27 protein-coding genes and 1 tRNA gene are annotated in these 24,550 nt (G+C 62.8%); 10 read left to right on the forward strand and 18 right to left on the reverse strand.

Annotated features, from left to right (window positions below; translation table 11 throughout):
• Positions 1 to 130 precede the first annotated feature (130 nt).
• Complete coding sequence (locus AUL32_RS15615; RefSeq protein WP_062116623.1) at positions 131 to 937, reverse strand: EipB family protein; 807 nt, start codon at positions 935 to 937, stop codon at positions 131 to 133.
• Positions 938 to 1,034: 97 nt separating this feature from the next.
• Between AUL32_RS15615 and AUL32_RS15620 the strand changes: the two genes are divergently transcribed.
• Genes AUL32_RS15620 through AUL32_RS15635 form a run of 4 tightly spaced genes read left to right on the forward strand, consistent with a single transcriptional unit; the run spans position 1,035 to position 3,954 of the window.
• Entirely contained in the window at positions 1,035 to 1,499 is a 465-nt protein-coding gene (locus AUL32_RS15620; protein WP_062116626.1) for a RidA family protein, read from the forward strand.
• A gap of 14 nt (positions 1,500 to 1,513) precedes the next feature.
• On the forward strand, positions 1,514 to 2,230 hold the full coding sequence (locus tag AUL32_RS15625) for a glycerophosphodiester phosphodiesterase family protein (protein ID WP_062116629.1): 717 nt from the start codon (positions 1,514 to 1,516) through the stop codon (positions 2,228 to 2,230).
• Positions 2,231 to 2,253: 23 nt separating this feature from the next.
• A complete protein-coding gene (locus AUL32_RS15630) occupies positions 2,254 to 3,471 on the forward strand; it encodes a GNAT family N-acetyltransferase (protein ID WP_062116631.1) in 1,218 nt (405 codons plus the stop codon).
• A gap of 54 nt (positions 3,472 to 3,525) precedes the next feature.
• Positions 3,526 to 3,954, forward strand: a complete 429-nt coding sequence (locus tag AUL32_RS15635) for an HIT family protein (protein WP_192847476.1) — start codon at positions 3,526 to 3,528, stop codon at positions 3,952 to 3,954.
• A 3-nt stretch (positions 3,955 to 3,957) separates the two neighbouring features.
• Here the strand turns inward: AUL32_RS15635 and AUL32_RS15640 are convergent, their stop codons facing one another.
• From AUL32_RS15640 to AUL32_RS15675, 8 genes are all read right to left on the reverse strand, one after another.
• On the reverse strand, positions 3,958 to 4,329 hold the full coding sequence (locus AUL32_RS15640) for an AzlD domain-containing protein (protein WP_062116637.1): 372 nt from the start codon (positions 4,327 to 4,329) through the stop codon (positions 3,958 to 3,960).
• Positions 4,326 to 5,060 (reverse strand): AzlC family ABC transporter permease, encoded by a 735-nt coding sequence (locus AUL32_RS15645; RefSeq protein ID WP_062116640.1) that lies wholly within the window; start codon positions 5,058 to 5,060, stop codon positions 4,326 to 4,328. Before AUL32_RS15645 ends, AUL32_RS15640 begins: the two co-directional genes overlap by 4 nt.
• 77 nt (positions 5,061 to 5,137) lie before the next feature.
• Positions 5,138 to 7,660, reverse strand: coding sequence for an ATP-dependent Clp protease ATP-binding subunit ClpA (gene clpA, locus AUL32_RS15650; RefSeq protein ID WP_062116642.1), 2,523 nt, complete (start codon positions 7,658 to 7,660; stop codon positions 5,138 to 5,140).
• Between the two features lie 8 nt (positions 7,661 to 7,668).
• Positions 7,669 to 8,031 (reverse strand): ATP-dependent Clp protease adapter ClpS, encoded by a 363-nt coding sequence (gene clpS, locus AUL32_RS15655; RefSeq protein WP_061977791.1) that lies wholly within the window; start codon positions 8,029 to 8,031, stop codon positions 7,669 to 7,671.
• 259 nt (positions 8,032 to 8,290) lie between these two features.
• Positions 8,291 to 9,928, reverse strand: a complete 1,638-nt coding sequence (locus AUL32_RS15660; RefSeq protein WP_062116646.1) for a hypothetical protein — start codon at positions 9,926 to 9,928, stop codon at positions 8,291 to 8,293.
• Complete coding sequence (locus AUL32_RS15665; protein WP_062116648.1) at positions 9,921 to 10,367, reverse strand: GtrA family protein; 447 nt, start codon at positions 10,365 to 10,367, stop codon at positions 9,921 to 9,923. The genes AUL32_RS15660 and AUL32_RS15665 overlap by 8 nt, the downstream gene beginning before the upstream one ends.
• Complete coding sequence (locus AUL32_RS15670) at positions 10,367 to 11,392, reverse strand: glycosyltransferase family 2 protein (protein WP_062116651.1); 1,026 nt, start codon at positions 11,390 to 11,392, stop codon at positions 10,367 to 10,369. The genes AUL32_RS15665 and AUL32_RS15670 overlap by 1 nt, the downstream gene beginning before the upstream one ends.
• 331 nt (positions 11,393 to 11,723) lie before the next feature.
• A complete protein-coding gene (locus tag AUL32_RS15675; protein ID WP_062116653.1) occupies positions 11,724 to 12,083 on the reverse strand; it encodes a phasin family protein in 360 nt (119 codons plus the stop codon).
• 311 nt (positions 12,084 to 12,394) lie between these two features.
• Between AUL32_RS15675 and AUL32_RS15680 the strand changes: the two genes are divergently transcribed.
• Both AUL32_RS15680 and AUL32_RS15685 read left to right on the forward strand, forming a co-directional pair.
• Positions 12,395 to 13,852, forward strand: a complete 1,458-nt coding sequence (locus AUL32_RS15680) for a D-alanyl-D-alanine carboxypeptidase (RefSeq protein WP_062116662.1) — start codon at positions 12,395 to 12,397, stop codon at positions 13,850 to 13,852.
• 86 nt (positions 13,853 to 13,938) lie between these two features.
• Positions 13,939 to 14,223, forward strand: coding sequence for a hypothetical protein (locus tag AUL32_RS15685; protein WP_082639686.1), 285 nt, complete (start codon positions 13,939 to 13,941; stop codon positions 14,221 to 14,223).
• A 3-nt stretch (positions 14,224 to 14,226) separates the two neighbouring features.
• On the opposite strand, the gene AUL32_RS15690 is transcribed toward AUL32_RS15685, so the two are convergent.
• Positions 14,227 to 14,658, reverse strand: coding sequence for a DUF1489 family protein (locus AUL32_RS15690; RefSeq protein WP_062116665.1), 432 nt, complete (start codon positions 14,656 to 14,658; stop codon positions 14,227 to 14,229).
• A gap of 117 nt (positions 14,659 to 14,775) precedes the next feature.
• Here AUL32_RS15690 and AUL32_RS15695 point away from each other — a divergent pair, with 117 nt between their 5' ends.
• Positions 14,776 to 15,492 (forward strand): DUF599 domain-containing protein, encoded by a 717-nt coding sequence (locus AUL32_RS15695; RefSeq protein WP_062116668.1) that lies wholly within the window; start codon positions 14,776 to 14,778, stop codon positions 15,490 to 15,492.
• Positions 15,489 to 15,752, forward strand: a complete 264-nt coding sequence (locus AUL32_RS15700) for a DUF3253 domain-containing protein (protein WP_306302892.1) — start codon at positions 15,489 to 15,491, stop codon at positions 15,750 to 15,752. Before AUL32_RS15695 ends, AUL32_RS15700 begins: the two co-directional genes overlap by 4 nt.
• On the opposite strand, the gene AUL32_RS15705 is transcribed toward AUL32_RS15700, so the two are convergent.
• Both AUL32_RS15705 and AUL32_RS15710 read right to left on the reverse strand, forming a co-directional pair.
• Positions 15,722 to 16,540 carry a YdcF family protein gene (locus AUL32_RS15705; protein WP_062116671.1) on the reverse strand — a complete coding sequence of 273 codons (819 nt, stop codon included), beginning with the start codon at positions 16,538 to 16,540 and terminating at the stop codon, positions 15,722 to 15,724. The genes AUL32_RS15700 and AUL32_RS15705 overlap by 31 nt on opposite strands.
• Before the next feature lie 90 nt (positions 16,541 to 16,630).
• On the reverse strand, positions 16,631 to 17,461 hold the full coding sequence (locus AUL32_RS15710; protein WP_062116674.1) for an aldo/keto reductase: 831 nt from the start codon (positions 17,459 to 17,461) through the stop codon (positions 16,631 to 16,633).
• Between the two features lie 99 nt (positions 17,462 to 17,560).
• On the opposite strand from AUL32_RS15710, the gene AUL32_RS15715 reads away from it, so the two are divergent.
• Positions 17,561 to 18,520 carry a heparan-alpha-glucosaminide N-acetyltransferase gene (locus AUL32_RS15715; RefSeq protein ID WP_062116912.1) on the forward strand — a complete coding sequence of 320 codons (960 nt, stop codon included), beginning with the start codon at positions 17,561 to 17,563 and terminating at the stop codon, positions 18,518 to 18,520.
• Positions 18,521 to 18,550: 30 nt separating this feature from the next.
• On the opposite strand, the gene AUL32_RS15720 is transcribed toward AUL32_RS15715, so the two are convergent.
• The 6 genes from AUL32_RS15720 to pcsA form a co-directional block, all read right to left on the reverse strand.
• On the reverse strand, positions 18,551 to 18,943 hold the full coding sequence (locus AUL32_RS15720; RefSeq protein WP_061976063.1) for a MerR family transcriptional regulator: 393 nt from the start codon (positions 18,941 to 18,943) through the stop codon (positions 18,551 to 18,553).
• 122 nt (positions 18,944 to 19,065) lie between these two features.
• Complete coding sequence (locus AUL32_RS15725; protein WP_156421483.1) at positions 19,066 to 19,767, reverse strand: Crp/Fnr family transcriptional regulator; 702 nt, start codon at positions 19,765 to 19,767, stop codon at positions 19,066 to 19,068.
• A gap of 277 nt (positions 19,768 to 20,044) precedes the next feature.
• Positions 20,045 to 20,134, reverse strand: a tRNA-Ser gene (locus AUL32_RS15730).
• A 13-nt stretch (positions 20,135 to 20,147) separates the two neighbouring features.
• Positions 20,148 to 21,398: an acyltransferase family protein gene (locus AUL32_RS15735; protein WP_156421484.1), complete on the reverse strand. Its 1,251-nt coding sequence runs from the start codon at positions 21,396 to 21,398 to the stop codon at positions 20,148 to 20,150.
• A gap of 28 nt (positions 21,399 to 21,426) precedes the next feature.
• Positions 21,427 to 22,401 carry a quinone oxidoreductase family protein gene (locus AUL32_RS15740; protein WP_062116684.1) on the reverse strand — a complete coding sequence of 325 codons (975 nt, stop codon included), beginning with the start codon at positions 22,399 to 22,401 and terminating at the stop codon, positions 21,427 to 21,429.
• Positions 22,398 to 23,138 (reverse strand): phosphatidylcholine synthase, encoded by a 741-nt coding sequence (pcsA, locus tag AUL32_RS15745; protein ID WP_244497900.1) that lies wholly within the window; start codon positions 23,136 to 23,138, stop codon positions 22,398 to 22,400. Before pcsA ends, AUL32_RS15740 begins: the two co-directional genes overlap by 4 nt.
• A 146-nt stretch (positions 23,139 to 23,284) precedes the next feature.
• Between pcsA and AUL32_RS15750 the strand changes: the two genes are divergently transcribed.
• Complete coding sequence (locus AUL32_RS15750) at positions 23,285 to 24,502, forward strand: UbiH/UbiF family hydroxylase (RefSeq protein ID WP_156421485.1); 1,218 nt, start codon at positions 23,285 to 23,287, stop codon at positions 24,500 to 24,502.
• Positions 24,503 to 24,550: the final 48 nt, after the last annotated feature.

Here is a 24,550-nt window from a genome sequence, read left to right on the forward strand (position 1 = left end):
ACCAAAGGGATTCGAAATCCCGGATCCTCATAATCCGTGTGTGGAATAGGCGGGCGCATACACCATCCCGCCGACTGGAGCAAGATAGGAGGGATCGACGCCCTTCGCCAGAGGGCGCCTCAAAACCCGCTCAGGGACGTTTGCCGCACTCGTCCGGCAGCAGCTCCAGATGCGACAGGCGCCCCTTCAGCGTGTAGGCGCCGAAGTTCATCTTCAGCTCGTCCGACACGCCGTTCTCATACAGGCGATACCGGGTTTCGAAGATCGGCAAACCGTCCCGGTCGCTGTCGCTGTTGTAATAGGACTCGACGATCATCCAGGAGCGAATCCCTTCGAGCCGCTTTCCGATCGGGTCCGACGCGCGCTCGGTCAACTTAGGACTCGTCGGCGCGATGATCACAGTGGTGGTCAGGTCCTTCTCGGCCTCGTTGTCGCCATCGAAGAGGCGGGTTTCGAAGATGCGCTGGCCGGCCTTGGCTTGCTCGATGATCTCGGCCGTGTGGTTCAGCGGAAAGGCGGCCTTTTCGATCTCGGTTTGGCGGACGACGGGCAGTTCGTAGTCGATGCGCGTCTTCTCGCCCTCGGTCACGGCCTTGCCCTTCACCGCTTCCTGCGGCGCGCCGTCGATCGTCGTGCGCGTTTCGAACTCGAAGCGGCGCCCGTCCCGCGATTCCTTGGACAGCGTATGCTGATCGGTCACGGTCAGCTCTGTGTCCTCCTGAAACCGGACCACGAAGCGATAGTCGAGGCTCATCGCCTCGCAGGTGTCGTTCTTGAGTTGCAGCGCGATCCGCCCCTCGGCGCCGTTGACCACTGAGCCGGGCTGATCGAGCGTCAGGTCATAGACGGCTTCCTGCGGCACGAGGCTCGCGGCTTCGGCGCAAGCGACGCCCAGCGTTGAAAGCAAGGCGCAAAAGGCCAGATGACGAAGCCCCATGATGATCCAACTTTCCCTGTGATCGCCCGGGCCACTCTCGAAGGCCGAGACAAAACCTGCTAGCGGTCGCTCGACCAGTTAACCCACGAGGATTCGCATGAGCAGCACGATCAGCAGCCGCTTGGCCGACGCCGGTATCCAGTTGCCCCAGGCGGCCGCCCCGGCGGCCAATTATGTGCCTTGGGTCCGCTTTGGCAACCTGCTCCAGACCTCAGGCCAGTTGCCGCTGGCCGATGGCAAGATCGCGGTGTCGGGAAAGCTCGGCGGCGGCGTGGCGCTGGAGGACGGCCAGCTTGCGGCGCGCCATTGCGCCATCAACATCCTGGCGCAGGCCCAGGCCGCGTTGGGCGATCTGGAGACGATCGGCCGCCTCCTGAAGCTTACCGTCTTCGTGGCCAGCGAGGCGGGCTTCACGGAGCAGCATAAGGTGGCCAACGGTGCATCCGACTTCCTCGTGCAGATCCTGGGCGATCGCGGTCGTCATGCCCGTTCGGCCGTGGGCGTTCCTTCGCTGCCGATGGATGCGGCGGTCGAGATCGAAGCTTTGTTCGAGATCGCCTGATCGTAGGCCCCTCCATGAACACTGACTGGCTCAAGGATCGCCCGATCGCCCATCGCGGTCTTCATGACGGCAATCAGACGGTTTTCGAAAACTCGATGTCGGCCTTCCAAGCCGCCGTCGACGGTGGCTTTGCCATCGAGTGCGACGTTCACCTCTCCTCAGACAAGGTACCGGTCGTGTTTCACGACAGCCATCTCGGGCGCATGACAGGGCGCGACGCCTTGCTGCGAGAGTTTTCGGCCGCGGAGCTCTCCACGCTGCGGCTCGGCTCCTCCAGCGATACGATCCCGACCTTGGCCGACCTGCTGCGCCTCGTGGATGGCCGCGTTCCTCTCGTGGTGGAACTCAAGGGTGAGAGCGAGGCGGAGGACCAAGGCTTCGCGGAAGCCGTGGCGGCTTTCGCATCAGGCTACGAAGGTCCGCTGGCCTTCATGTCCTTCGATGCTTGGCTGCTTCACCAGACGGATGCTTTCGGCGGCGCCTACCCGATCGGCCTCACGGCTGAGGGAACCAGGCCGGACGTTCTGGCCGAGCACCGCGCGCTTTTCGAGCGGCGCTGCGACTTCACGTCCTATAACGTTCATCATCTTCCGAACGCATTCGTGGAATGGGTTCGAGGTGAGCGCGGCGCGCCCGTCATCAGTTGGACGATCCGCACCCCGGCCGAGGCGCAAAAGAGCGCGCTTCACGCGGATCAGATCACGTTCGAGGGGTTCACGCCAGCGCGCTGACCTTTCTCACCGAGGAGGTCGACATGGACGATTGTGGTCAGGAACCATCCACCACCCCCGGCGAACTGACGCTCCGGGTGCTGGAGAGCGTTTCGGATGTCGAACCAGCCTTGTGGGATGGATTGGCGCTGGTCGATCCCGCCCATTCGCTGAACCCCTTCCTCAGCCACGCCTTCCTCGAATGCCTCGAGGCGTCCAAGAGCGTCGGGCGCAAGGCCGGCTGGCTGCCGCAGCATCTGATCCTGTCGGATGAAACCGGACGGACTGTCGCCGTCGCCCCCGGCTACCTCAAGAGCCATAGCCAGGGCGAATACGTGTTCGACCAAGGCTGGGCGGACGCGTTCGAGCGCGCGGGCGGTCGCTATTATCCCAAGCTCCAACTGTCGGTGCCGTTCACGCCGGTCACCGGCCCTCGCCTTCTCGTCGGCGCCGGATCGGACGCCGAGGTTCTGCGCCATGCGCTGGGCCAAGCCGTGAAAGGCTATGTCAAGGCCACGGGCGTCTCGTCGGCGCACGCGACGTTCCTGACGCCGCCCGACCTCGCCGCATTATCGGACGGCGAGTTTTTGCATCGCACAGATCAGCAGTTCCACTTCATCAATCGGGGCTATGCCGACTACGAGGCCTTCCTCGAAACGCTGGCGTCCCGCAAGCGCAAAGGGCTGCGCAAGGAGCGGCGCGATGCTTTGGCGAACGGCATTACGATCGAGCGGCTCACCGGCGCAACACTGACGGAAGCTGCCTGGGACGCGTTTTTCGGCTTCTACATGGACACGGGCAGTCGCAAATGGGGGCGGCCCTATCTCAACCGAGCCTTCTTTTCGCTGCTGGGCGAACGGCTGGGTGATGAGGTTCTGCTCGTCATGGCGAAGCGAGAGGGCCGCTACATCGCCGGGGCGCTCAATCTCGTAGGAGCAGGCCGCGTCTACGGACGCTACTGGGGATGCGTCGAAGACCACCCCTTCCTGCATTTCGAGGTCTGCTACCACCAAGCGATCGACTACGCGATCGAGAACGGGCTGGAGGTGGTGGAGGCCGGTGCGCAGGGCGAACACAAGCTCGCGCGCGGCTACGAACCAGTGACGACCCATTCGGCCCACTACATTCAGCATCCCGGTCTTCGCAATGCCGTCGAGGATTATCTCGAACGCGAGCGTCGCGATGTGGAGCGGATGCACGATATCCTTTCGGACCACACGCCCTTTCGCAAGTCCGATGGAATGGAGCTCGATCCCTCCTAGACCTGCCCTACCCGTCGCCTATGATCGGCCCATCGGCATTCAGGATTCGGGCCTCTGATGACTCAGTACGACGACACGAACATCTTCGCGAAGATCCTGCGTGGGGAGATTCCCAGCACCAAGATCTTCGAGGCCGACAAGCTCGTCGCGATCATGGATGTCATGCCCCAGTCCAAGGGCCATTGCCTCGTGATCCCCAAGACCCCCTCTCGCAATCTGCTCGATGCCGACGACGCGGTTTTGCAGGATGTCATAGTCGCGACGGCCCGGCTCGCGCGTGCGGCAAAGCAGGCGTTCGAAGCTGATGGCGTGTCGGTGATGCAGTTCAACGAGGCGGCGGGCGGACAGAGCGTCTTCCACCTTCATGTCCACGTTATCCCGCGTTTCGAAGGCGTCGAGCTGCGCCCGCATGGCAGTTCGGGCATGGCGGACCCGGCCGTTCTCGCCGAACAGGCCGAACAGATCCGGCGCCACCTCGCTTAAGGGCTAGAGAAGTCTCATCGCCCAGGGAATGCCGAGCAGAATGATCTCGGCCACGAGGATCGCGACCAGCGTTTGGCGGCCAAGCCAGAGATAGGCGCAGAAGCCGCCGGCCAGCGCCGCGATCCGAATCCAATCCGGGATCGCGGCCAGCGATCCGCCGGGAAACAGAAGCAGGCGCCCGATCACGGCGGCGACCAGACCCGTCGCGATGGCGCGGGCAGCGACGATCAGGGTCGACTTCTCGTCGATCCGACCCGACGACAGGACACCGAGCCAGCGCCAGACATCCGTCGGTAGCCAGCCTGCCAGAAGGATGAACAGGAACGGCCACCAGGGCGCGACAAGCGCCCTGTAGCTGGTATCGAGCCAGCTCATGCCCGCCGCCCCTCCGCCAATCGTCCGACAAGCAGCGACGCGAGGCCGGCAGCTATTCCAGCGATAAGGATGTCGAAATCGGGCGCCAGCCAATTGGCCGGCACGATCGCCGCCATGCCGAGAAACAGCGCCAGCCGTCCGGTGAGGTCGCCCGCCGAGCCATAAAGCGAGGTGAGGAAATAGACCGGCGTCAGAAAGGCCAGCGCGCCTGTGACTAGCGCCGGCAACTGGCCCATGAGATTGAAGGCGAAGGCGACGACCAGCGTGTTGACGACGGTCAGCGTCACGCCGAAACCCGCGAAATAGGCCGTGCGATAGCGCCGTGGCACCGTGGGGAAGCGCTCGCGCGCCACGACCCAGGCGGTGACGGCGACGAAATGCGACAGGACGAGGAGCGTGCGCTTGCGCGTGCCCTCGGCCCGCATCTCCGGCACGAGTGCGATCACCATCGGCATCAATCGTAGAGAAGACAGCCCGATGGCGACGGCCGTGGCCGCGAGCGACAGGCCAGCGGTGATGGCGCCGAGCAGGATGAGATTGGCTGGCAGGGCCCAGATGGTGAAGACCATGAAGGAGGCCTCGAACCAGCTGATGCCGGCATCGCGCGCCAGACCCGCGAAGCCCAGATGCGCGGTGACGAGAATCAACGCTGGCGCGGACAGGATCTGCCCCATGCCCTTGCGAACCCAGAAGCGGGTTTCATCGACCGGCAGGACATCCGAGCCATTCATGGCATACCCCGAAGTTTCGACTCGACGGGCAGCCCAAACAAAAAGGCCGCCCTGTAAGGCGGCCTTTCCTTAACCGATCAATTCAGCTTGCGGGGAACTTTCGGGACCGTTCCCGCCCGCTTTCCGCCGCGAGGCGCGGGCTCCTCGGGCGCCGGCTCGGCCTCCGCCTCGGCGGTGGAGAGTTCCGCGTCCTCGTCCTCTTCGAGGAATTCGTCCTCGTCATCCTCTTCGATCACGTCCTCGCCGTTGGGCCCCACCTTGGCGCGGCGCACGCGCGCCTCGCCGGGCTTGCGCGGCTTGGTGAAGCTCTCGTCGGCGATCGCTTCGAGATGCAGCTTCTTGGCGCCGGTCTCGTCGGTGACGACCGTGACTTTGACCGTACCGCCACGCTTCAGCTTCCCGAACAGAACCTCGTCGGCCAGTGGCTTCTTGACGTGTTCCTGGATGACCCGGCCGAGCGGACGGGCCCCCATGTGCTCGTCGTAGCCCTTCTCCGCCAGCCACGCGATGGCTTCCTGCGTAAGTTCGAAGGTCACGCCACGCTCGGAGAGCTGGGCTTCCAGCTGCATGACGAACTTCTGCACGACCTCGTGGATGACAGGCGTCGGCAGCGCGCCGAACGGGATGATCGCATCCAGACGGTTGCGGAACTCCGGTGTGAAGAGGCGGTTGATCGCCTCCGCTTCGTCGCCCGTGCGCCGGCTGGAGCCGAAGCCGATCGCCGCCTTCTGCGCTTCCGAAGCGCCGGCATTGGTCGTCATGATGAGAATCACATTGCGGAAGTCGATCTTCTTGCCGTTGTGATCGGTTAGTTTGCCGTGATCCATCACCTGCAACAGGATGTTGAACAGGTCAGGATGGGCCTTCTCGATTTCGTCGAGCAGAAGCACGCAATGCGGATGCTGGTCCACACCGTCGGTCAACAGGCCGCCCTGGTCGAAGCCGACATAGCCCGGAGGGGCGCCGATCAGCCGCGAGACCGTGTGGCGCTCCATATATTCCGACATGTCGAAGCGCAGAAGCTCGATACCGAGTGCCGAGGCCAGCTGCTTGGCGACTTCCGTCTTGCCGACGCCGGTCGGACCCGAGAACAGGTAGGAGCCGATCGGCTTCTCCGGTTCGCGAAGCCCGGCCCGGGCCAGCTTGATTGCGGTGGTCAGGTTCTCGATCGCCGCGTCCTGACCGTAGACGACGCGCTTCAGCTGCTCGTTGAGGTTGGACAGAACCTCCTCGTCGTCCTTCGACACGGACTTCGGCGGAATGCGCGCCATGGTCGCGACAGTCGCCTCGATCTCCTTAACGCCGATGCTCTTCTTCCGCTTCGGCTCGGGCAGGAGCATCTGCGACGCGCCCGTCTCGTCGATCACATCGATCGCCTTGTCGGGCAGCTTGCGATCGTTGATGTAGCGTGCCGACAGCTCGACAGCCGAACGGATCGCGTCGTTCGAGAATTTCACATGGTGGAATTCTTCGAAATACGGTTTGAGGCCCTTGAGGATCGAGATTGCGTCTTCGACCGTCGGTTCCGCCACGTCGATCTTCTGGAAGCGGCGCACCAAAGCGCGGTCCTTCTCGAAGAACTGGCGGTATTCCTTATAGGTCGTCGAACCTATGCAGCGGATCGCGCCGGACGAGAGAGCGGGCTTCAGGAGGTTGGAAGCGTCCATCGCGCCACCGGACGTGGCGCCGGCACCGATGACGGTGTGAATCTCGTCGATGAAGAGAACCGCGCCGGGATACTCCTCGAGCTCCTTGACGACCTGCTTCAGCCGCTCCTCGAAGTCGCCGCGATACCGCGTGCCCGCAAGCAGCGTGCCCATGTCGAGCGAGAAGATCGTGGCGTCCGCCAGAACCTCCGGCACGTCGCCTTCGACGATGCGCTTGGCCAAGCCTTCGGCGATCGCCGTCTTGCCGACGCCGGGATCGCCGACATAGAGCGGATTGTTCTTGGACCGGCGGCAGAGGACCTGAATAGTCCGGCTGATCTCGCTGGCGCGGCCGATAAGCGGGTCGATGCGACCCGTCTTGGCCTTCTCGTTCAAATTGACGCAATAGGCGGTCAGGGCATCCTGCGCCGTCTTGCGACGCCCTTCGTCCTCGTTCCCCATGACCGACTGCTCGTCCTCCGTTCCGCGAACCGTGCGGCCTTCCGAGGCCCCAGGCCGCTTGGAAATTCCATGAGAAATGAAATTCACGGCATCGTAACGCGTCATCTCCTGCTCCTGCAGGAAGAAGGCGGCATGGCTTTCCCGTTCGGCGAAGATGGCGACGAGCACGTTGGCTCCCGTCACTTCGTCGCGCCCGGATGATTGGACATGGATCACCGCGCGCTGGATCACGCGGTGGAAACCGGCGGTCGGCTTGGAGTCGTCGTCGCTGCCGCTGACGAGATTGGCCAATTCCGTGTCGATATATTCGACGAGCGATCCGCGCAGCGCGTCGAGATCGACGCTGCAGCCGCGCATGACGTTGGCCGCGTCCTTATCGTCCAGCAGAGCCAGGAGGAGATGTTCGAGAGTTGCGAATTCCTGATGGCGTTCGTTGGCGTAGGTCAGCGCCTGGTGCAGCGACTTTTCGAGGCTTTGAGAAAATGTCGGCAAGCTTCACCTCAATTCTTTTCCATCACGCATTGAAGCGGATGCTGGTGCTGACGGGCGAAATCCATGACCTGCGTCACCTTCGTTTCCGCGACCTCGTAGGTGTAGACCCCGCACTCGCCCACCCCGTGCTTGTGAACATGGAGCATGATGCGCGTGGCCGCCTCTCGGTCCTTTTGGAAGAACCGCTCGAGAACGTGGATGACGAACTCCATCGGAGTGTAATCGTCATTCAGAAGAAGAACTCTGTAAAGATTCGGTCGCTTGGTTTTCGGCTTCGTACGCGTGATGACGGATGTCCCACGGTCGTTGCCGACACCCTCGTCGTCGCCCGCCTGCGCGCGAACTTTCGATGTTGGAGCCCCAATGCCCATGACCATATCGTTCAATGCCGTCACCTTCGCCTTCGGCTGATATGTATGTGCGCGATCGTCCATTTTAAGACGCCATCCCGCCGCAGCCGAATTTCATTCCATCCCGCGATCCAGCCGCGGACTCGACAGGATTCGCCGCGGCGGCGCAAGCGTCTTCTCAAGGCGCGGCAGAGCCTTTGGGGAACGGACGTCGGTAGAGGGAAAGCTCAATCCTTCAGCACATGCAGGGCTTCACGATCTCGAGGAGGAGACGTGTCGTCTACCGCGCGATGCGGTAGAGCCGCGCAAAACCCTTGTCCGCGACCGAAACAAGATTGGGCAGGTTCGTCATGGGGCCGGCGGCGTTCGGCTGATCGGCGTTGAGCACCAGGATGTAGTCGAAGCGGTGCGTCCAATCCGCGAGATAGGGAAAGGCCGCCTGGACTGGCTTGGTCAGAAGATCGACCGTGGGCGGAACGCCTTCCGGCACGGAGATTTCGGTATAGGGCGGCAGGACGGTGATAGGCTGCTTGCCGGCGGCGGTGAACAGGGTCGGGATGAAGGCCTTTTCGCGAACGACGGCGAGCGAACCGTAATGCCAATGCAGCGGCATGTTGCGCCCCAGGAAACGGCCGCTCGGCGCCTGGGAATTGAGCGCCTTGTCGCCTGTGTCCTGCAGCGGCAGAAGCTTCGCGCCCGGAGGCAGGTCCGCGACCGCCGCCTCGACAGCGGCGATATTCTTTTCCGCTTCGCTCCACACCCGGTCCACGACGATCATGCGCGAGGCGACGAGCACAAGGGCAAGCGAAGCGAGCACCAGTCGATCACGCCCGGCTTCGAACAGGCGCAGGCGAACGCCCGCGGCCAGCGCCAGGACCATCATGGAGGGCAGACGCAGATCGATCGCACCCGTCGCCCGATAGGACACCGGGATGAAAGGGGAGACCACGGCCAGAAGACCCGCAACCAATAGTAGGCCGGCATGAGCCGACAGGCGGCGGCGCAGACAGGCCAACCCAATGAGGCCCGCGAAGAGGACGACATAAACGGCATCGACCTGAAGATCGTAGGTCTTGAAGTAGGTGAGCAGAACCGAGATCGCGTTGGTCAGCGATATTTCGCTCCAGACCGTGCCGCCCTGCCCGGCCGCGCTGTTCGACCCCGGAAGCGCGGGTCCGAACGCGAGCAGCACCAAAAGCGGAATGAAGCACGGCGTGCAGGCTGCAAGCACTCGGCCTAGCATGGGCTTCCAGAGCGATCGATCGGCAAGCAGCGAGAGATGCGGTCCGAAGGCCATCGCGGCCTGAAGCAAGACGAAAAACAGAAGCGCGAAGGGATGGGCGATCAGAAGCAGAGCGGACGACGCCGCGCGATAGGCCAGCCGAAGAACCAAGGACCGGGATGCCAGATGGAGGTCTCCCGCCGCTAGAAGGAGCGCAAGGCCGAGCCCGATGCTGAAATTCAGGAAACCGGCCAGGAAGATGACATTCCAGACCAAGATCATACAGACAATGTTCCACCAATGCAATCCGCCGAACAGTGCCCGGTTGAGCGCAGTCAAGCCGATGGCAGGCATCAGCAGCCCCAGCGCGAGAAGCAGCCGGCTCAAGACCTGGAGCGGCAGAATGGGGCCGACCGAGGCGGCGATCATGTCGGTCAAGACGTTGGTCCACGCCGCGCCCCAATCAATCCGGTACATGGCGGCCATGACGGGGTCTTGAGCGCCGCCGGAAATGAGCCAGAGCCGCGCATAATGGTTTGGATAGTCGAGCAGCGGCGGGATTTCGACACGCAGGATCGGCAGCAGAGACAGGACGGCAGCAACGAGAAGGAAGACAAGCATGAGCGCATTGTCGCCTCCTGCGGACTTCGCCTTCGTGATGGGTGGCAAGGGCGCGCGCGATGCAAGATCAACCATGCTGGGATGACTTCCTGAACGTCACGAATTTGTTGAGACCGAAACCGACGACGAAGGTGACGAGAACCGAGGCGAGTTTGGCCGCGAGCGCCGGTGCTCCCATCGTCATCAAGGCCGAAAGGCTGGCTTGCGACACCCCGAGCGACAGAAACGTGACCGCCGCGAAACTGAACACCAGACGCGGGGAATAGCAGGCGCCGGCCTCGCGGAAGGTCAGGTTCTTGTTCAGGATCAGGCTATTGAGCGCGCCGAGGCAGAAGCTGATCGCGTTGGCCGCCAGCGGTGCCAGACCGATCCAAATAAGGACTGCAAAGGCCGCTAAATCGACAGCCGTGTTCACGATGCCGACCAGCGCAAACAGAACCATTTGCCGAAGAGACCCGCCTGAAGGCGAGGCGGCGTCCTTGTTGATTTCCTCATATGCGCGCTGTGATGACATCAGGCGGACGCTTCCACGCCTCGATCGGCCAACGAAGCGGCGCGTCCGGCAGCGAGGCTATCGGCCTCTCGCACCGCGAATGGCTGCACCAATGCGGTCTGCCGAATCTCCGCAATCGTAAAGAGCGGACGCCGCTTCACTTCCTGGACCACCCGTCCGAGATATTCACCGAACACACCCATCACGATCATCTGGACGCCGGAGAAGAAGGAGATTGCGACGAGCGAACTCGCCCAACCAGGGACGACATTGCCGAGCACCCATTGAGCGACGGCATAGGCGAGAATGAGGAAGGCGAACACGGCCGACAACATTCCGAGCCAGACCGCCAGCCGAAGCGGCACGGTGGAGAAGCTCGTCATCGCGTCGGTGGCGAAGGCGATCATCTTTCGCAACGGATATTTGGTCGTTCCGGCGAACCGGGCCTCACGCGCATAGGGCAAAGCCGCCTGCTTCCCCCCGATCCAACTCACCATCCCTCGAATGAAACGGTGCTGCTCGGGCATGCCGCAGAGAATGTCGACCACGGTCCGGTTCATCAGACGGAAATCGCCGGTATCACGCGGGATCGGCACGGCCGAGACCTTATCGAGGAGGCGATAGAAGACCGAAGCCGTCACGAGCTTGAAAGCGGTTTCGCCCGAGCGGGACGCGCGCTGGCCGTAGACCACGTCCGCACCGCTATCCATGATGCCCATCATGTCGGGCAAAAGCTCGGGCGGGTCCTGAAGGTCGGCGTCGATCAGGAGAACGCGGGCGCCCTTGGCAACCGACAAGCCGGCGGTGACGGCCAACTGGTGCCCATGATTTCGAAACAGCCGCACGCCGACGACATGCGCGTCCCGCTCTGCCAGTTCGGCGATCATGGCCCAGGTGCGGTCGGACGATCCATCGTCCACCAGAACGATCTCATGCGCGTCGCCAACCGCGCCGAGGCAGGCCGCCGACATGCGCCGATGAAAATCGGCGAGCACCGCTTCCTCATTGTAGCATGGAGCTACGACGGACAGTTTGATCCCGGCCATGAGATGACGACGCCCCTATCTGCTTGGTCGAAGCGCTGGAGCGGAGCGCTATGGGAGGGGCTACGCAAAGCTTTTCGACGCAGAAAGGAATAGCGCCCGATAAATATAAAATACAGAGCTTATTTGTATTAGGAGTCGGAAAGGGATATTTCTACTGACTTCGCAACGCTGGGTAGTAAAGGCCAGCCGCCCTATCTGCGAACACTTGCTCTACAGCCTCAAAATGACCGTAAGAGCATGGTGAGATACTCAACGACGGAAAGCCCGGCGGAGGCCAGGCTTTCTCGAAATGCAGAACTGATCTTGCAAATGGTGCGCTAGCGCGAGCCGATCAGGCGGCCTGCTGCACCGAATCCTGCGCGTAGGACGCGGCCTTGTTCATGTTGGTTTCCAGCGGCTTGAAGGACTCGCGGGCGATGTTCGTGTAGAGTTCGCCGATCTTCGTCGCCTGCGACATCCATGCCTCGTAGAAGCTCTTGGCATAGGCGCTCTGCAGTTCGATCGCCTTGTCCGGCGTACGGGTCTGCGCCAACTCTTCGAACAGCTTCGCGGAAGTCTCGTAGTTTCGCTTGGTGAATTCACCGGTCTCGGCGGCGATCTGCTGGAAACCCTTCGTCACCGTCGAAACCGACTTGATGAAGTTGTCCATTGCTTCCTTACCGGCCTGACCAGCGTCCGCATACATGTTCATTGCACTGCTCCCGTTCCAACCCAGAGGCCGCACGCCTGGGTGCAGCGCGCTCGTTTATATTGCACCGCACAAAAATCGCAAGATGCAATCTTGGGTTCTCAAAAGAATTTTCCGATCACGTTCAGGTCGTCAAAAATTTGAGATGAATGCCACCTTCCGATCACAAGGTTCCGGCAACCATAAACGGATTGGTAAGGCCCTCGGGCGTATCTTTCCCACAAGATGAGATCGCGACGCCACGCAGTTGGTAAGGTTCGGCTTAGCCGCCGAATCGCAGCATCTCGAAATCGCAGAGACGAGAGTGCTGCCTCATGCTCAAGGCCCCTTCCCGGATCGATGGTCTGACCAAGCGCGCATCCATGGCGATGGGGACACTCCTCGTTGGTGCCAGCCTTCTCGCCACAGTTCCTGGCGCTCACGCCCAGAGCAGCGACGAGCGTTATTCCGCCATCGTTCTCGACGCGAACAATGGCAAGGTCCTCTACTCCAAGAGCAGCGACGAGCGCCGCTACCCCGCATCGCTTACAAAGATGATGACGCTCTACCTTCTCTTCGATGCGCTGGAGAGCGGCCGGGCCACGCTGTCGACGCCGATGAAGGTCTCGGCCTATGCCTCGGCCCGGCCGCCTTCTAAGCTCGGGCTGAAGCCGGGAACCACGATCTCGGTGGAGGAAGGTATCCTTGCTCTCGTGACCCGATCGGCCAACGACGCGGCGGTGGTGATCGGCGAGTATCTTGGCGGGACTGAGAGCCAGTTCGCCGAGATGATGACGGCCAAGGCACGCAAGCTCGGCATGTCGCGCACCACATTCCAGAACGCCAACGGACTTCCGAACCCGGGCCAGATGACCACGGCCCGCGACATGGCGACACTCGGCGTCGCGCTACGCGAGCACTTTCCGCAGTATTACGGCTATTTTAGCCGACGTTCGTTCAACTTCCGCGGTCAGGTCATCGGCAATCACAACCGGCTTCTGGGTCGTATCCAGGGCGTCGACGGCATCAAGACCGGCTACATCAATGCCTCAGGCTTCAATCTCGTGACCTCCGTCCTGCGCGGAAACAAGAAGCTGGTGGCGGTGGTGATGGGCGGGCGCACGGCGCGCTCGCGCGACGATCACATGGCCGAGCTCGTGAACAAGTATCTGCCGGACGTCAGCACGCGTTCGGGTGATCCTGTGATCGCGGCCTATTCCCCGACCGCGCGCGGCCCATCCGTCGCCGCTCATGTCGCCGAAATCCCCGCCAGCGTGCCGCTTCCCACGCGCCGCGCCTCGTCGATCAACGAGCGCGTCGCTCAGGCCTATGGCTCGAATGCGGCCGGCGCGATGAATGCCATTACGGCGCCCGAGCGTCAGGTGATCGGTCGCGAGGCCCTGCGCGCTGCCCTCGGTCGTAAGGAGGTCGACGCGATGGAAATCCCGACCTCGAATGCGTTGGCTGGCGCTCCCCGCCCGCGTGCGTCCATCCCCAACGCCGGACCGTCGCCGGTCGTTGCAACCGCTTCTCTCGCTCCCAGCAGTGGCTGGGTCGTCCAGATCGCGGCAACGCCGGTCGAGGCGACGGCGCTGGAGATCCTGTCCGAGGCCAAGCAGCGTGGCGGATCGGCCCTGTCCCGGGCCAAGCCCTTCACTCAGTCGGTCGGCAACGGATCGCAGACGCTTTATCGCGCCCGGTTTGGCGGATTCGACACCAAGACGGCTGCGAATGCTGCCTGCGAGGTCCTGAAGGCCCGCTCCTATGCATGCTACGCGATCGCCGCCAACTGATCGCCTGCGCCCTGCCTTGACGGGCTTGGAAAGACGTCCGTCCGAGTTTTCCAAATCATCAGTGTATGTGTCAGTTCGAGGTTCCCATGTCCGTTGAACAGGAAATCCTTGGTTTTTCGTCTGCCGGGGAAAAGGCTTCGAACGTTTCCGCGATCGGTCTTCACCCACTACAGCAAGCGGCATCGCGCCTCGGCGATTATCGCGATGGCAAGACGCGCGTGCGCGCCAAGGACCTGGTCGGGCTGCTGCTCTGCCACGGTGCGCGCGCCTGGCGCGCTGCGCAGCCGGAAGGGATGATCTATCTCAAGGTGAACACGCCGACGGGCACGCCTGCGGTTCGCATCTCCTGCGGACGGGTGGATCGTCTCTAAGGGTTAGAGAAGTCCGAGCCCGGCGAGTTCGCGTTGCAGGTCTGCCGGTAGGGGCTCGCCATCCCCTGATGTTCGGTCAGGTGGCGCGTCGTCCTGCGTGAGATAGCGCCATCCCTGGAAGGCGCGCCGAGGTTGCCACCGCGTCGGGATGAAGTCCGGCGCCAGCACGATGCGGCATCGCTCGATCCCATCCTCGGCCGTGAAGGCGTCGAAGCGCAGGATGGGTTGGCGCACCTGCACCTGTGCCTTGATCACCCAGTAAAGCGACCCGCCTGCCAAGATCTCGGCGGCGCGCTTGGGCATGACCCGCGTGACATGGGTCTGCTCGGCCACTTGGCCGGACAGATTAGCGAGCTGCAGGCGATGCTCGACATGGATCTGCAGATCCTCGATCGATTCGACACCGACGCAAAGCTTGATCATATGGAGCGACATGAGCGCTCCATCCGCCCCTATCGCGGCGAGGTCAAGGCCGGCTGACGCGCTCGTTCCAAATTGCAAGACGAGCGATCCTTCGCGTCGCTCCCAGCCCGCGAAGAGGCTCCGCCGTCCATGCCGCTTCAGCAGATCCTCGATCCCGCAAACCTCGTCGCCCTTCTGACCTTCAGCCTCGGCTGGACGATCTATGCCTATGCGGTGGACGGGAGCGCCCTGTCCCGGCGCGGCTTGAGCCGGCGCATGAACATGCAGCGCGAAGCCTGGATGTACACCATGCTGCGACGCGACCTGCGCATGATCGACACGGCCATCATGACGGGTCTTCAGCAAGGCACCGGCTTCTTCGCCTCCGCCTGCATCTTTGCGATCGGCGGCTGTTTCGCCCTAATGGGATCGGCAGACCATATCGCGACCGTCGTGACCGACCTGCCGCTGCAAGGCACGTTCGACCGCGCGCTGCTGGAGTCGAAGCTCCTCGGTCTCGTGACGATCTTCGTTTTCGCCTTCTTCAAGTTCGGCTGGGCCTATCGGCTCTTCAACTATTGCACGATTCTAATCGGAGCCGTGCCCATGGCACGCGAAGCGGAAGCCGATCCGGAGGCAGCGGAACTGGCCGTTCGGCGCGCTCTGAGGATGAACCAGATCGCGGCACGGCACTTCAATTCCGGGCTCCGAGCGATCTTCTTCGCCATGGCCTATCTCGGCTGGTTCATCAGCCCCTGGGTCCTGATCGCGACGACTCTAACCGTCATCCTCATTCTGGCCCGACGGCAGTTCTATTCCGACGCGAACGACTGCCTGGCGACAACGCGAGAGGAAGACGCATCGTGATCAGCCAAGACGAGATCAGAACAACCATCCTCGTGGCTATTACGGAGCGAGGCGTCGGCAAGACGGTCTGCCCCTCCGAGATCGCGCGCCAGATCGCCGGCTCCGACGAGAAGGTCTGGCGGCTGATGATGACGCCGATCCGCGCCGTTGCGGTGGCGCTTGCGGATGCCGGCGAGGTCCGCATCTTGCGCAAGGGGCGTGCGGTGAACCCGCACGACTTCAAGGGTATCTACAGGCTGGCGCTCCCCGACGAAGGCTGAGGCGCCGGCAGCAGCGCGTCGGTCTTGCCCGTCAGGCGATAGGCGAGAAGCCCCAGATACTCGCGGATCGCAAAATGAACCTTCTCCAGATTGCGCACCGTCGCGGTCGAGGGCCGGTAGATCGCGTCACCGGCAGGCGTCTGATAGTCCGTGGGATAGGGAACCACGTCGAATCCGGCCGTGCGAAAGCAACCGACCGCACGGGGCATATGCGCGGCCGAGGTTACGAGAAGCCAAGTGTCGCCGCTTTGAGGATCGGCAAGCTCCTTGGAAAAGCGCGCATTCTCGACCGTGTTGCGCGAGCGGTCCTCCAGAACGAGCCTTTCAGGCGCGAGGCCGAGGTCGCCGAACAGGCGCTGCGCGACGGAAGACTCCGTCACGTCGTCCTCGAACATGGCGGCCGCGCCGCCGCTGAAGACGATCTTCGCCTCCGGAAACTGCCGCGAAAGAGCGAGCGCGGTGGTGATGCGGTCTGCCGCGTCGTTCAATTCCGGTTCGCCGCGCGTGCGGGCGACGCGCGTGTCGAACGAGCCGCCGAGAACCACTATGCCGGCGACGCGCTCCGGCAACGCGGGTTTCGGAAAGCGGTTCTCCAGCGGCGCCAGCATCAGAAGCCCTAGCGGCGAGAGGCTGATGATCGCCAGCACCAGGAAGGCGAAGCCGAGGAGACCAAGGCCTGTCCGAGGCAATTTCAGCAAGAGGCAGAGAAAGCCGACGGCGGAGATCAGCAGAATGCCGACGAGGGGCTGGACCAGATACCAGCCGAGTTTCGAAAGGGCGAAAAACATCGGTCGGCTGATATCCTATTATCGCGAGATGGCATGGGGATCGGCCGTTCGGGCCGCCCCGCTTTCGATGTCAGCCCAAGCGTGGCTCTGTCAAATCCGGTCCCACGCCGGCGCGAAGGCCGGGTCGACCAGACGCTTGCGCTGCCGCGTCATGTCGTTGAGCGCAGTTCGATCCGTCTCAGAAAGTTCGAACGAGAAGACGTCGAAATTTTCCCGCAGGCGGTCGGGATTGGAGGTGCGTGGAATGGCGCCGACGCGGGGCTGCTCGATCTCCCAGCGCAGAATCACCTGCGCCGGCGTGCGGCCCCGGCGCTGCGCGATTCCCGTTACCGTCGGATGCTGGAGCAGCTCGCCGCCTTGCCCGATCGGCGAATAGGCGATGAGAGCCATGTCGTTGCGCTCGCAAGAGCCGAGTATCGCCTCCTGCGACAAGAGCGGATGATACTCGACCTGATTGCAGACGAGCGGCGCCGTGCTCATGGCGGCCGCGTCGTCGAGAAGCGTGCTCGGAAAGTTCGCCACGCCGATATGCCGAGTCAGCCCTTGCTCCTTCGCCGCGTTGAGCGCCGAAATCGAGTCTTCCAGCGGAATGCCCGCATTCGGCCAGTGGATCAGAAGCAGGTCGACCGCGCCGATGCCGAGCGCGTCCACCGCCGCTTCGGCTGTGGCGACGAGCCGGTCGGCGCCGATGTCCTCGTACCATACCTTCGTGGTCACGAAAATATCATCCCGCTCGATGCCGCTCGCGCGAACCCCCTCGCCGACTTCCCGTTCGTTGCCATACATTCGGGCCGTATCGATATGGCGATAGCCCGCCTCGATCGCCTCTCCAACCATGCGGATGCAGGTTTCGCCGGTCAGCTTGTAGGTGCCGAAGCCGAGGGCGGGAATGCGCGCGCCGGATGCCTCGATGATCTTCATGCCATGGTCCTCGAATGGGCTCGAAGGCGAGAGAAGTTCCGTTCGCCTTCCTTCCGCATTTGAGATAGGCGGATCCGGGATCGAACCAGTGGACGCATGATGACGGCACCCGAGAAAATCCGTGGCGAGCGGATCGACCTCCTCGACATCGCGCGGGGCTTCGCGCTCCTTGCCATGCTGGTTTATCATTTCACCTGGGATCTCGAATTCTTCGGCTATCTCGCGCCGGGCTTCGCGCAGGTCGGCGGATGGAAGCTGTTTGCGCGCATTATCGCTTCGAGCTTTCTGATCTTGGTCGGGGTCAGCCTCGTGCTGGCGCATGGTCGCGGCGTGCGCTGGGCGTCTTTCCGTAAGCGCTTGTTGCAGATCGCCGCCGGCGCGGCCGCAATTTCGCTCGCGACCTATCTCTTCACGCCGCAGGGTTTCGTCTTCTTCGGCATCCTGCACCTGATCGCGGTTGGAAGCTTGCTGGGCCTGCCGTTCCTGCGCCTGCCCTTCTGGCTCACCGCCCTCTTGGCCGTCGCCTTGGTCGCAGTCTCGTTCAGCTTCACGACGCCCCTGACCGACAGCCGATGGCTGGCCTGGATCGGCTTCTCCGAGCACCCCCCTCTATCCAACGACTTCGTTCCGCTGTTCCCCTGGTTCGGCGCCATCCTGTTCGGAATTGCGATCGCGCAGGCGATCGGCCGCTTCGACGGATGGCGAGCGCTCTCGCAGCTCAACGCCCCATTGCGAGCGTTATGGCCCCTCTCGACCCTTGGGAAACATTCGCTCCTGTTCTATCTCGTTCACCAGCCGGTCTCGATCGGGATCGTCGCGCTCGTGGCCTTCCTGGCGCCGCCTGATCAGACCGAGGCGTTTCAGGCCAGCTGCCGGCAAACCTGCGAGAAGGATCGGGACGCGGCCTTCTGCCAGAGTTACTGCGGATGCGTCCAGACACGGCTGGAGTCGGACAAACTGCTCGATCGACTGCTTCGCGGTCAGCTGACGGAAGACGAGCGGCAAAAGGTGGGCGAGACCGTCAACGCTTGCTCCTTCGCCCTGCCCGCCTCTCCGTGAGAGCGCGCAGCGACAGGAGCGGCCTACCGCTTAGCTCGTCGGCGAAATCCCGAGTTCCGCCATGCGGGTGAGACACGCTTCCTCGGCCTGATCCAGCTCCGCCAGCAGGTCTTCGATGTCCCGACGTTTCTGCTCGAGTTCGCCCCGCTTCTCGCTCACGCGCCGCACGATCGCTCGAAGCTGCCCGGCTTCGCCAGGCGGCGTGCGGTACATGCCCATGATCTCTCGGATCTCGGCAATCGAGAATCCCAGGCGTTTGCCACGGAGAATCATGCGCAGCAGATGACGATCCGAATGCCGGAAAAGCCGGGTTCGCCCTCGCCGGATGGGCGAGATCAGCCCTTCGTCTTCGTAGAAGCGTATAGTCCGCGTCGAGATGTCGAACTCGCGGGTCAGCTCCGTAATCGTGTAGTAATCGCGCATCAAGATTGTCCGAATGGACGTTTTGTGTGACCCGCCAACGGAAGCAAGTCAATCCGTCGGCCCGTATCCCCAAGCGACGCGCGAGCGAAGATCCGCGTCATCGGACTTGAACGCTTTCCATGCTAGTCGTTCAAATGCAGGAAGCTGGGGTCGAACTGCGCGAGATCGGCCAGTTGCGACCAGTTGAGCACGTCGATTCGCCCTCGATCCCAGACCATCAGTCCTTCGGACCGAAGGATCTGCATGGAGCGGTTGACGCTGACGATGCTGAGGCCGAGCACCTGCCCCACCATCTCCTGCGTCATCGTAAAGGCGAAACCCGTGCGATCGGTGAGCCCAACGGCATGGAAGCGGCACCACATCTCGCAGATGAAATGAGCGAGACGTTCGGTCGAACCGAGCCGGGCGTTGCGCACGATAATGGCGCGGTAGAGCGAAGCGTCTATCAGCGTCTCGCGCCAGAAGGTCGCCGTGAGTTTGGGCGATCCGTCGAGAACGCGCAACATGCTCTCATGCGTCACGAAACCCACGCGGCAATGCGAAACCGAGCCGATGTAATGGTCCATGCGCTGCAGATGCAGGCTCTGCAAGTCCGGCATGTCGCCTGGGATATGGACGGATTGGATTTGCCGCTCGCCCGAGCGAGTGAAGTTCGAGCGGACGACGACTCCCTCCATCAGGAGACAGCATCGGTTTTGAATGTCGCCCTCGTTGATGAAGTCGGTTCGCGGGGGGATATCGACGACGTCCCAGCGAAGCGTCGATATCATCATCTCGTCCTGCGCGCTAAGCCGTCCGATCGCGCGCAGTCGCCGGATCAACATGTCCTGAGCTTCTTCCTGCTTGTCCGAAACCGCGCTCAAAACCGTCACCTTATTTTGGACCGGCGCAAGGATGGCCGAAACTTGCTTGAGTGTCGAGACAATTCATCTCGCGCGATCAGGTGATACTCGTGCGTTGGTTGTAGATCGAGAACCAGAACGCAATGATGGAAGTTAAGTTGGAACGTCCTGCTTCTCGCATGTTCGGCAGGAGGTAACAACTCGCCAATAGCTAAGGTGCGACGACGTAAGAGGTGCGCAGAGGTGCGAAGAAGATCGATGGCGGATGGGGTGAGATTCGAACTCACGGTACGGTTCCCCGCACGGCGGTTTTCAAGACCGCTGCCTTAAACCACTCGGCCACCCATCCATGGTCGGCGTCTTTAAGGGACGCTCGGGCTTGGCGCAAGCGTCTGCGGAGCGACGGGATCGGGAACCAGGGTGGGGACGGCGGTTTCGGCCGGCGGCGGAACGGGTTTGGCGATCGGCTGTCGATTGAGCTGAGGGGTCGGACCCGTGCTGAACAGCGAGGCGGTCGCCGCGACGGCCACGAAAAACGCGGTGTAGAGGCTCGCGAGGAGCGCTGCGGTGGTTTTGCTGCTGCGATCCACCCATGCTTTCAGGAAACGGTAGAGCGCGAGATCGATGATGCCGTAGGGAATGGCCACGAGAAGCGGCACGAGCACGGCCAGACACCACAAGCCCCAGCCCGGCAAGGGCGGATGCTTGAGATAGATGGCCACCACGAGCGGCGCGTGACAGAGGTAGAGCGCGTAGCTCCAGTCGCCGTATCGGTCCGCAATGCGGGAGACTACACCGGGCCGTCCAGCGCCGTGCAGTCGATTCGAGACGACGAGCCCCACGAGCAGGATCGCGGCGGCCGAGGCCACCAAGCGATCGACCCCGAACGAGAAGACGCCGGACAAGAGGAGAATGCCGACCGCCAAGGTGGCGAGAGCGGGCTGAAACAGGCCGCTCGCTCGCAGGCGCGGGATCAACAGGCCGGCCGCGAAGGCGGCATTGACGGACATGATCGGCAGAAGCTCGATTCGCGGCGTCAGAACCGACTGGACGCTGCTATAGGCGAAGGTTCCAACAGTGATCACCACGAGCCAAAGCCCGGCGATCCAGTGAAGCCTATGGCGAAGGCCGAGAAGGCTGCAGATGAACAGGAAGACGTAGAACGTCGTCTCGAACAGAAGCGTCCATTCCACGCCGAGATAGTAGATCCGCCCCTCACCCACGGGCACCAGCGTTACGGCCCAGAGGTCCACTTCGTCGAGCCGGCGCCGCACCAGCAGCAACGACAGGAGGACGATCAGGAAGATCGGGTATATCCGCACGACCCGGTGTAGGAGAAAGCGCCAGGGATCGACCTTCGGGAGGATCTCGGCCATCAGATAACCGGAGATCGCAAAGAAGATCGCGACCCCGATCAGGCCGAAACGACCGTCGAACACGCGCAGAAACGCGCTCTCGCCTGTGATCTGATCGAGATAGACGCTGGCATGGTAGAGCAGCACGAAGAGCGCGGCGATCGCGCGCATCCATTGCAGGTTTCTGTTGCGGAAGCGCGGGTCTTGCGAGGTCGGGAGAACCGACTGTCCCGCCGCGTCTGGCTTGGATTGGTGCACGAGGCTCGGCTTCTCTCTGGTCCGCCGTCTAAACGGTCAGAATGGATGCTCCGGTCGTTCCGCGCGCTTCGAGCGTCTCGTGCGCCTTGGCGGCCTCGGCCAGTGGGAAGGTCTGATTGATGCGGATCTTCACCGCGCCGCTGCGCACGACTTCGAACAGCGCTTGCGCGCTCGCCTGCAACTCGGCCCGTGTCGCGGTATATCCGTTGAGGTTCGGCCTCGTTAGGTAGAGCGAACCCTTCTGATTCAGAATTCCGACGTCGAAGCCTTCGATCTTGCCCGAAGACTGGCCGAAGCTCACGAACAGTCCGCGACGCTTCAGGCAGTCGAGACTGCTCGGGAAAGTGTCCTTCCCGACCGAGTCGTAGACCACATCGCATTTGGCTCCGCCCGTAAGCTCGCTCACGACGGCCACGAAATCTTCCCTGCGGTAGTCGATGACATGATCGTAGCCATGGTCCAGCGCCAGGGCGCATTTCTCCGGCGATCCAGCCGTGCCGATGACACGGGCGCCGAGATGCTTGGCCCACTGGCCGGCGATGAGGCCGACGCCGCCGGCTGCCGCATGGATCAGCACGGTATGGCCTGGGCCGACCTCGAAGGTGCGGCGAAGCAGATACTCCGCCGTCATTCCCTTCAGCATCATGGCCGCCGCCGTCCGGCAGTCGATCTCGTCCGGCAGCGTCAGTGCCTGGGCGCTGGGCAGGATAATTTCTTCGGCATAGGCGCCGTCGACGCCGCAATAGGTCACCCTGTCGCCCAACCGAAGGTCGGCGACCTCAGGCCCCAGTTCGATCACGACGCCCGCGCCTTCCTTGCCGGGCACGAAGGGCACCTGCGGCGCCTTGTAGGTGCCGTTTCGGAAGTAAACGTCGATGAAGTTCAGGCCGATCGCTTCCTGCCGAACGCGAATTTCACCGGGCTCGAGCGCGCGCCGCTCCACGGGGCGCCACTGGAGAACGTCTGGACCACCGATCCGGTCGACGACGATCGCATGGGTCATGGCACGTCCTTTCCTTTGAAAGGCGTCTCCCGCCTCCTCGTCAGCTTGTCGACGATCTGAAGGACGCCGCCGACGGAGAACAGGTAGAGGCCGGTCACGAGGACGCCACTGCGCACCCAGAACGGGGATTCGAACGCATAGCCGATCGCGACGAGACCGAGCACCGACCAGACTGCGAAGACTGCGAGATTGAAGGTGCGGAAGCGCACGACCCGAACGGGATGGAGAAACTTGATCGGGAGGAAGGTCGCGATCGAACAGAAAAGGACAAAGGCGAAGGCCGTCCAATCGTCCGGCTGCACCACGAAGAAGGTGAAGACCACCATGTTCCAGGTGACGGGAAAGCCACGGAAGTGGTTGTCCTTCGTCTTCATGCGCATGTCGGCGTAGTAGACCGCGCTCGTCACCACGATCAGCGCGGCCGCCACGAAGGACCAGGGCCGTCCGATAATGCCGGACTGATAAAGGCCGAAGGCCGGAATCAGCACATACGTGGAATAGTCGATGATCGCGTCGAGCATGTCGCCCGACCAGTTCGGCAGCACCCGCTTGATATCGACGCGCCGCGCGATCGGCCCGTCGATCCCGTCCACGAACAGGGCGAGACCCAGCCAGGCGAACATGTGGACCCAGTTCTGCTCCGCCGCCGCGATGATGGAGAGAAACGCCCAGAATGCACCGCTCGCCGTCAGGAGATGAACGGAAAACGCGCGCCATTGCCGAAAACTCGATGTCACGTCGTTCGCCAAGCCTCGAATTTCATTTCCGCTGCCTAACGCAGGCGACATAGGATTGTCATCCGTCCGCGAGGCCGTATCTCGTTTAAACACTGAAAAGAGATACAGTGCTTTGCGTGCGAGACCATCGGAAAGACGAGGAATCGATGCCCACAATCCGACGTGAGGTCGCCGTGATCGGCGGCGGACTGGCCGGAACCAGTGCCGCCATCGGTCTGGCGAAGGCTGGTTTCGACACGGTTCTGATCGCCCCCCCGGCCCCGGCCGACAAGCGTTCCACCGCGCTGATCGGGTCTTCGCTCGATTTCCTGGCCGGTTGCGGTCTTCTGGACGAGATCGAAAAGGCCGGCGAGCCGCTTCGCGTCATGCGGATCGTGGACGACACGATGCGGCTTTTCCGCGCGCCGAATGTCGAGTTCCATGCCAGCGAGATCGACCGCGACGCATTCGGCATCAACATCCTGAACGCCGATCTCATGTCGATCCTGCGCGAGTCGGCGGATCGACTGGCCGATCGGCTGACGATTCTGCCTTCGCCGCTCGCCTCGATCGAGACAGGGGAAGACCATGCAGTGCTGACGCTCGCGTCGGGAGAGGTTATCCGCGCGAGCCTCGCGGTCGGGGCCGATGGACGAAAGTCCCGCGTGCGGGAAGCGGCGGGCATCGCCATGCGCAGCTGGTCCTACCCGCAGAGCGCGATCGTTATCAACTTTCGCCACCAGCGTGACCATGATGGTGTCTCGACCGAGTTCCACACGCGCACCGGCCCCTTTACGCAGGTTCCCCTGCCCGGTCGGCGTTCGTCCCTCGTCTGGGTCGAACGGCCAGAAACCGCCGAACTGATCCTGGCGGCGCGGCCGGAGGCGCTCTCGCGCATGGTCGAGGAAAGGATGCATTCCATTCTCGGCGCGGTTGAGGTGGAAGAGGACGTTCAGAGCTTTCCCCTATCCGGCGCGACGGCGACACGGTTCGGGGCCGAGCGCAGCGTTCTGGTCGGCGAGGCTGCCCACGTCTTTCCGCCCATCGGAGCGCAGGGGCTCAATCTTGGTCTGCGGGACGTGGCAGAGTTGGTCGAGGTGGCCGGGCGGCACCGCGACGATCTCGGCGGTGTTGCCATGATCGCGGCCTACGAGAAGGCGCGCGGGACGGATGTCGCGACGCGAACCGCGGCCGTCGATGTCCTGAACCGCTCGCTCCTGTCGGGCCTCCTTCCCGTGCAGGTCCTTCGCACACTGGGCGTCGGGCTACTGTCGCACCTCCCGGTTCTGCGTCGCAGCCTGATGCGCGAGGGCGTCGAGCCTGGCTCCTCGCTGCGCGTGCGCCTGCCTTTCGGACCACGCGGCCCCCGGCGTGCCTCGATTTAAGCTTTGATTTTGCGTGAAATGGCTCGCCGCTTGCGAAGCGCGAGGGCC

Origin of the sequence: Aureimonas sp. AU40 (assembly GCF_001463785.1) — a bacterium.
GTDB lineage: Bacteria > Pseudomonadota > Alphaproteobacteria > Rhizobiales > Rhizobiaceae > Aureimonas.

Coding starts and splice junctions, on each gene's coding strand:
- AUL32_RS15615 (WP_062116623.1), bottom strand. CDS start 937: ATGGGGCTTCGTCATCTGGCCTTTTGCGCCTTGCTTTCAACGCTGGGC.
- AUL32_RS15620 (WP_062116626.1), top strand. CDS start 1,035: ATGAGCAGCACGATCAGCAGCCGCTTGGCCGACGCCGGTATCCAGTTG.
- AUL32_RS15625 (WP_062116629.1), top strand. CDS start 1,514: ATGAACACTGACTGGCTCAAGGATCGCCCGATCGCCCATCGCGGTCTT.
- AUL32_RS15630 (WP_062116631.1), top strand. CDS start 2,254: ATGGACGATTGTGGTCAGGAACCATCCACCACCCCCGGCGAACTGACG.
- AUL32_RS15640 (WP_062116637.1), bottom strand. CDS start 4,329: ATGAGCTGGCTCGATACCAGCTACAGGGCGCTTGTCGCGCCCTGGTGG.
- AUL32_RS15645 (WP_062116640.1), bottom strand. CDS start 5,060: ATGAATGGCTCGGATGTCCTGCCGGTCGATGAAACCCGCTTCTGGGTT.
- clpS (WP_061977791.1), bottom strand. CDS start 8,031: ATGGGCATTGGGGCTCCAACATCGAAAGTTCGCGCGCAGGCGGGCGAC.
- AUL32_RS15660 (WP_062116646.1), bottom strand. CDS start 9,928: ATGGTTGATCTTGCATCGCGCGCGCCCTTGCCACCCATCACGAAGGCG.
- AUL32_RS15665 (WP_062116648.1), bottom strand. CDS start 10,367: ATGTCATCACAGCGCGCATATGAGGAAATCAACAAGGACGCCGCCTCG.
- AUL32_RS15670 (WP_062116651.1), bottom strand. CDS start 11,392: ATGGCCGGGATCAAACTGTCCGTCGTAGCTCCATGCTACAATGAGGAA.
- AUL32_RS15675 (WP_062116653.1), bottom strand. CDS start 12,083: ATGAACATGTATGCGGACGCTGGTCAGGCCGGTAAGGAAGCAATGGAC.
- AUL32_RS15680 (WP_062116662.1), top strand. CDS start 12,395: ATGCTCAAGGCCCCTTCCCGGATCGATGGTCTGACCAAGCGCGCATCC.
- AUL32_RS15685 (WP_082639686.1), top strand. CDS start 13,939: ATGTCCGTTGAACAGGAAATCCTTGGTTTTTCGTCTGCCGGGGAAAAG.
- AUL32_RS15690 (WP_062116665.1), bottom strand. CDS start 14,658: ATGTCGCTCCATATGATCAAGCTTTGCGTCGGTGTCGAATCGATCGAG.
- AUL32_RS15695 (WP_062116668.1), top strand. CDS start 14,776: ATGCCGCTTCAGCAGATCCTCGATCCCGCAAACCTCGTCGCCCTTCTG.
- AUL32_RS15705 (WP_062116671.1), bottom strand. CDS start 16,540: ATGTTTTTCGCCCTTTCGAAACTCGGCTGGTATCTGGTCCAGCCCCTC.
- AUL32_RS15710 (WP_062116674.1), bottom strand. CDS start 17,461: ATGAAGATCATCGAGGCATCCGGCGCGCGCATTCCCGCCCTCGGCTTC.
- AUL32_RS15715 (WP_062116912.1), top strand. CDS start 17,561: ATGACGGCACCCGAGAAAATCCGTGGCGAGCGGATCGACCTCCTCGAC.
- AUL32_RS15720 (WP_061976063.1), bottom strand. CDS start 18,943: ATGCGCGATTACTACACGATTACGGAGCTGACCCGCGAGTTCGACATC.
- AUL32_RS15725 (WP_156421483.1), bottom strand. CDS start 19,767: ATGTTGATCCGGCGACTGCGCGCGATCGGACGGCTTAGCGCGCAGGAC.
- AUL32_RS15740 (WP_062116684.1), bottom strand. CDS start 22,401: ATGACCCATGCGATCGTCGTCGACCGGATCGGTGGTCCAGACGTTCTC.
- AUL32_RS15750 (WP_156421485.1), top strand. CDS start 23,285: ATGCCCACAATCCGACGTGAGGTCGCCGTGATCGGCGGCGGACTGGCC.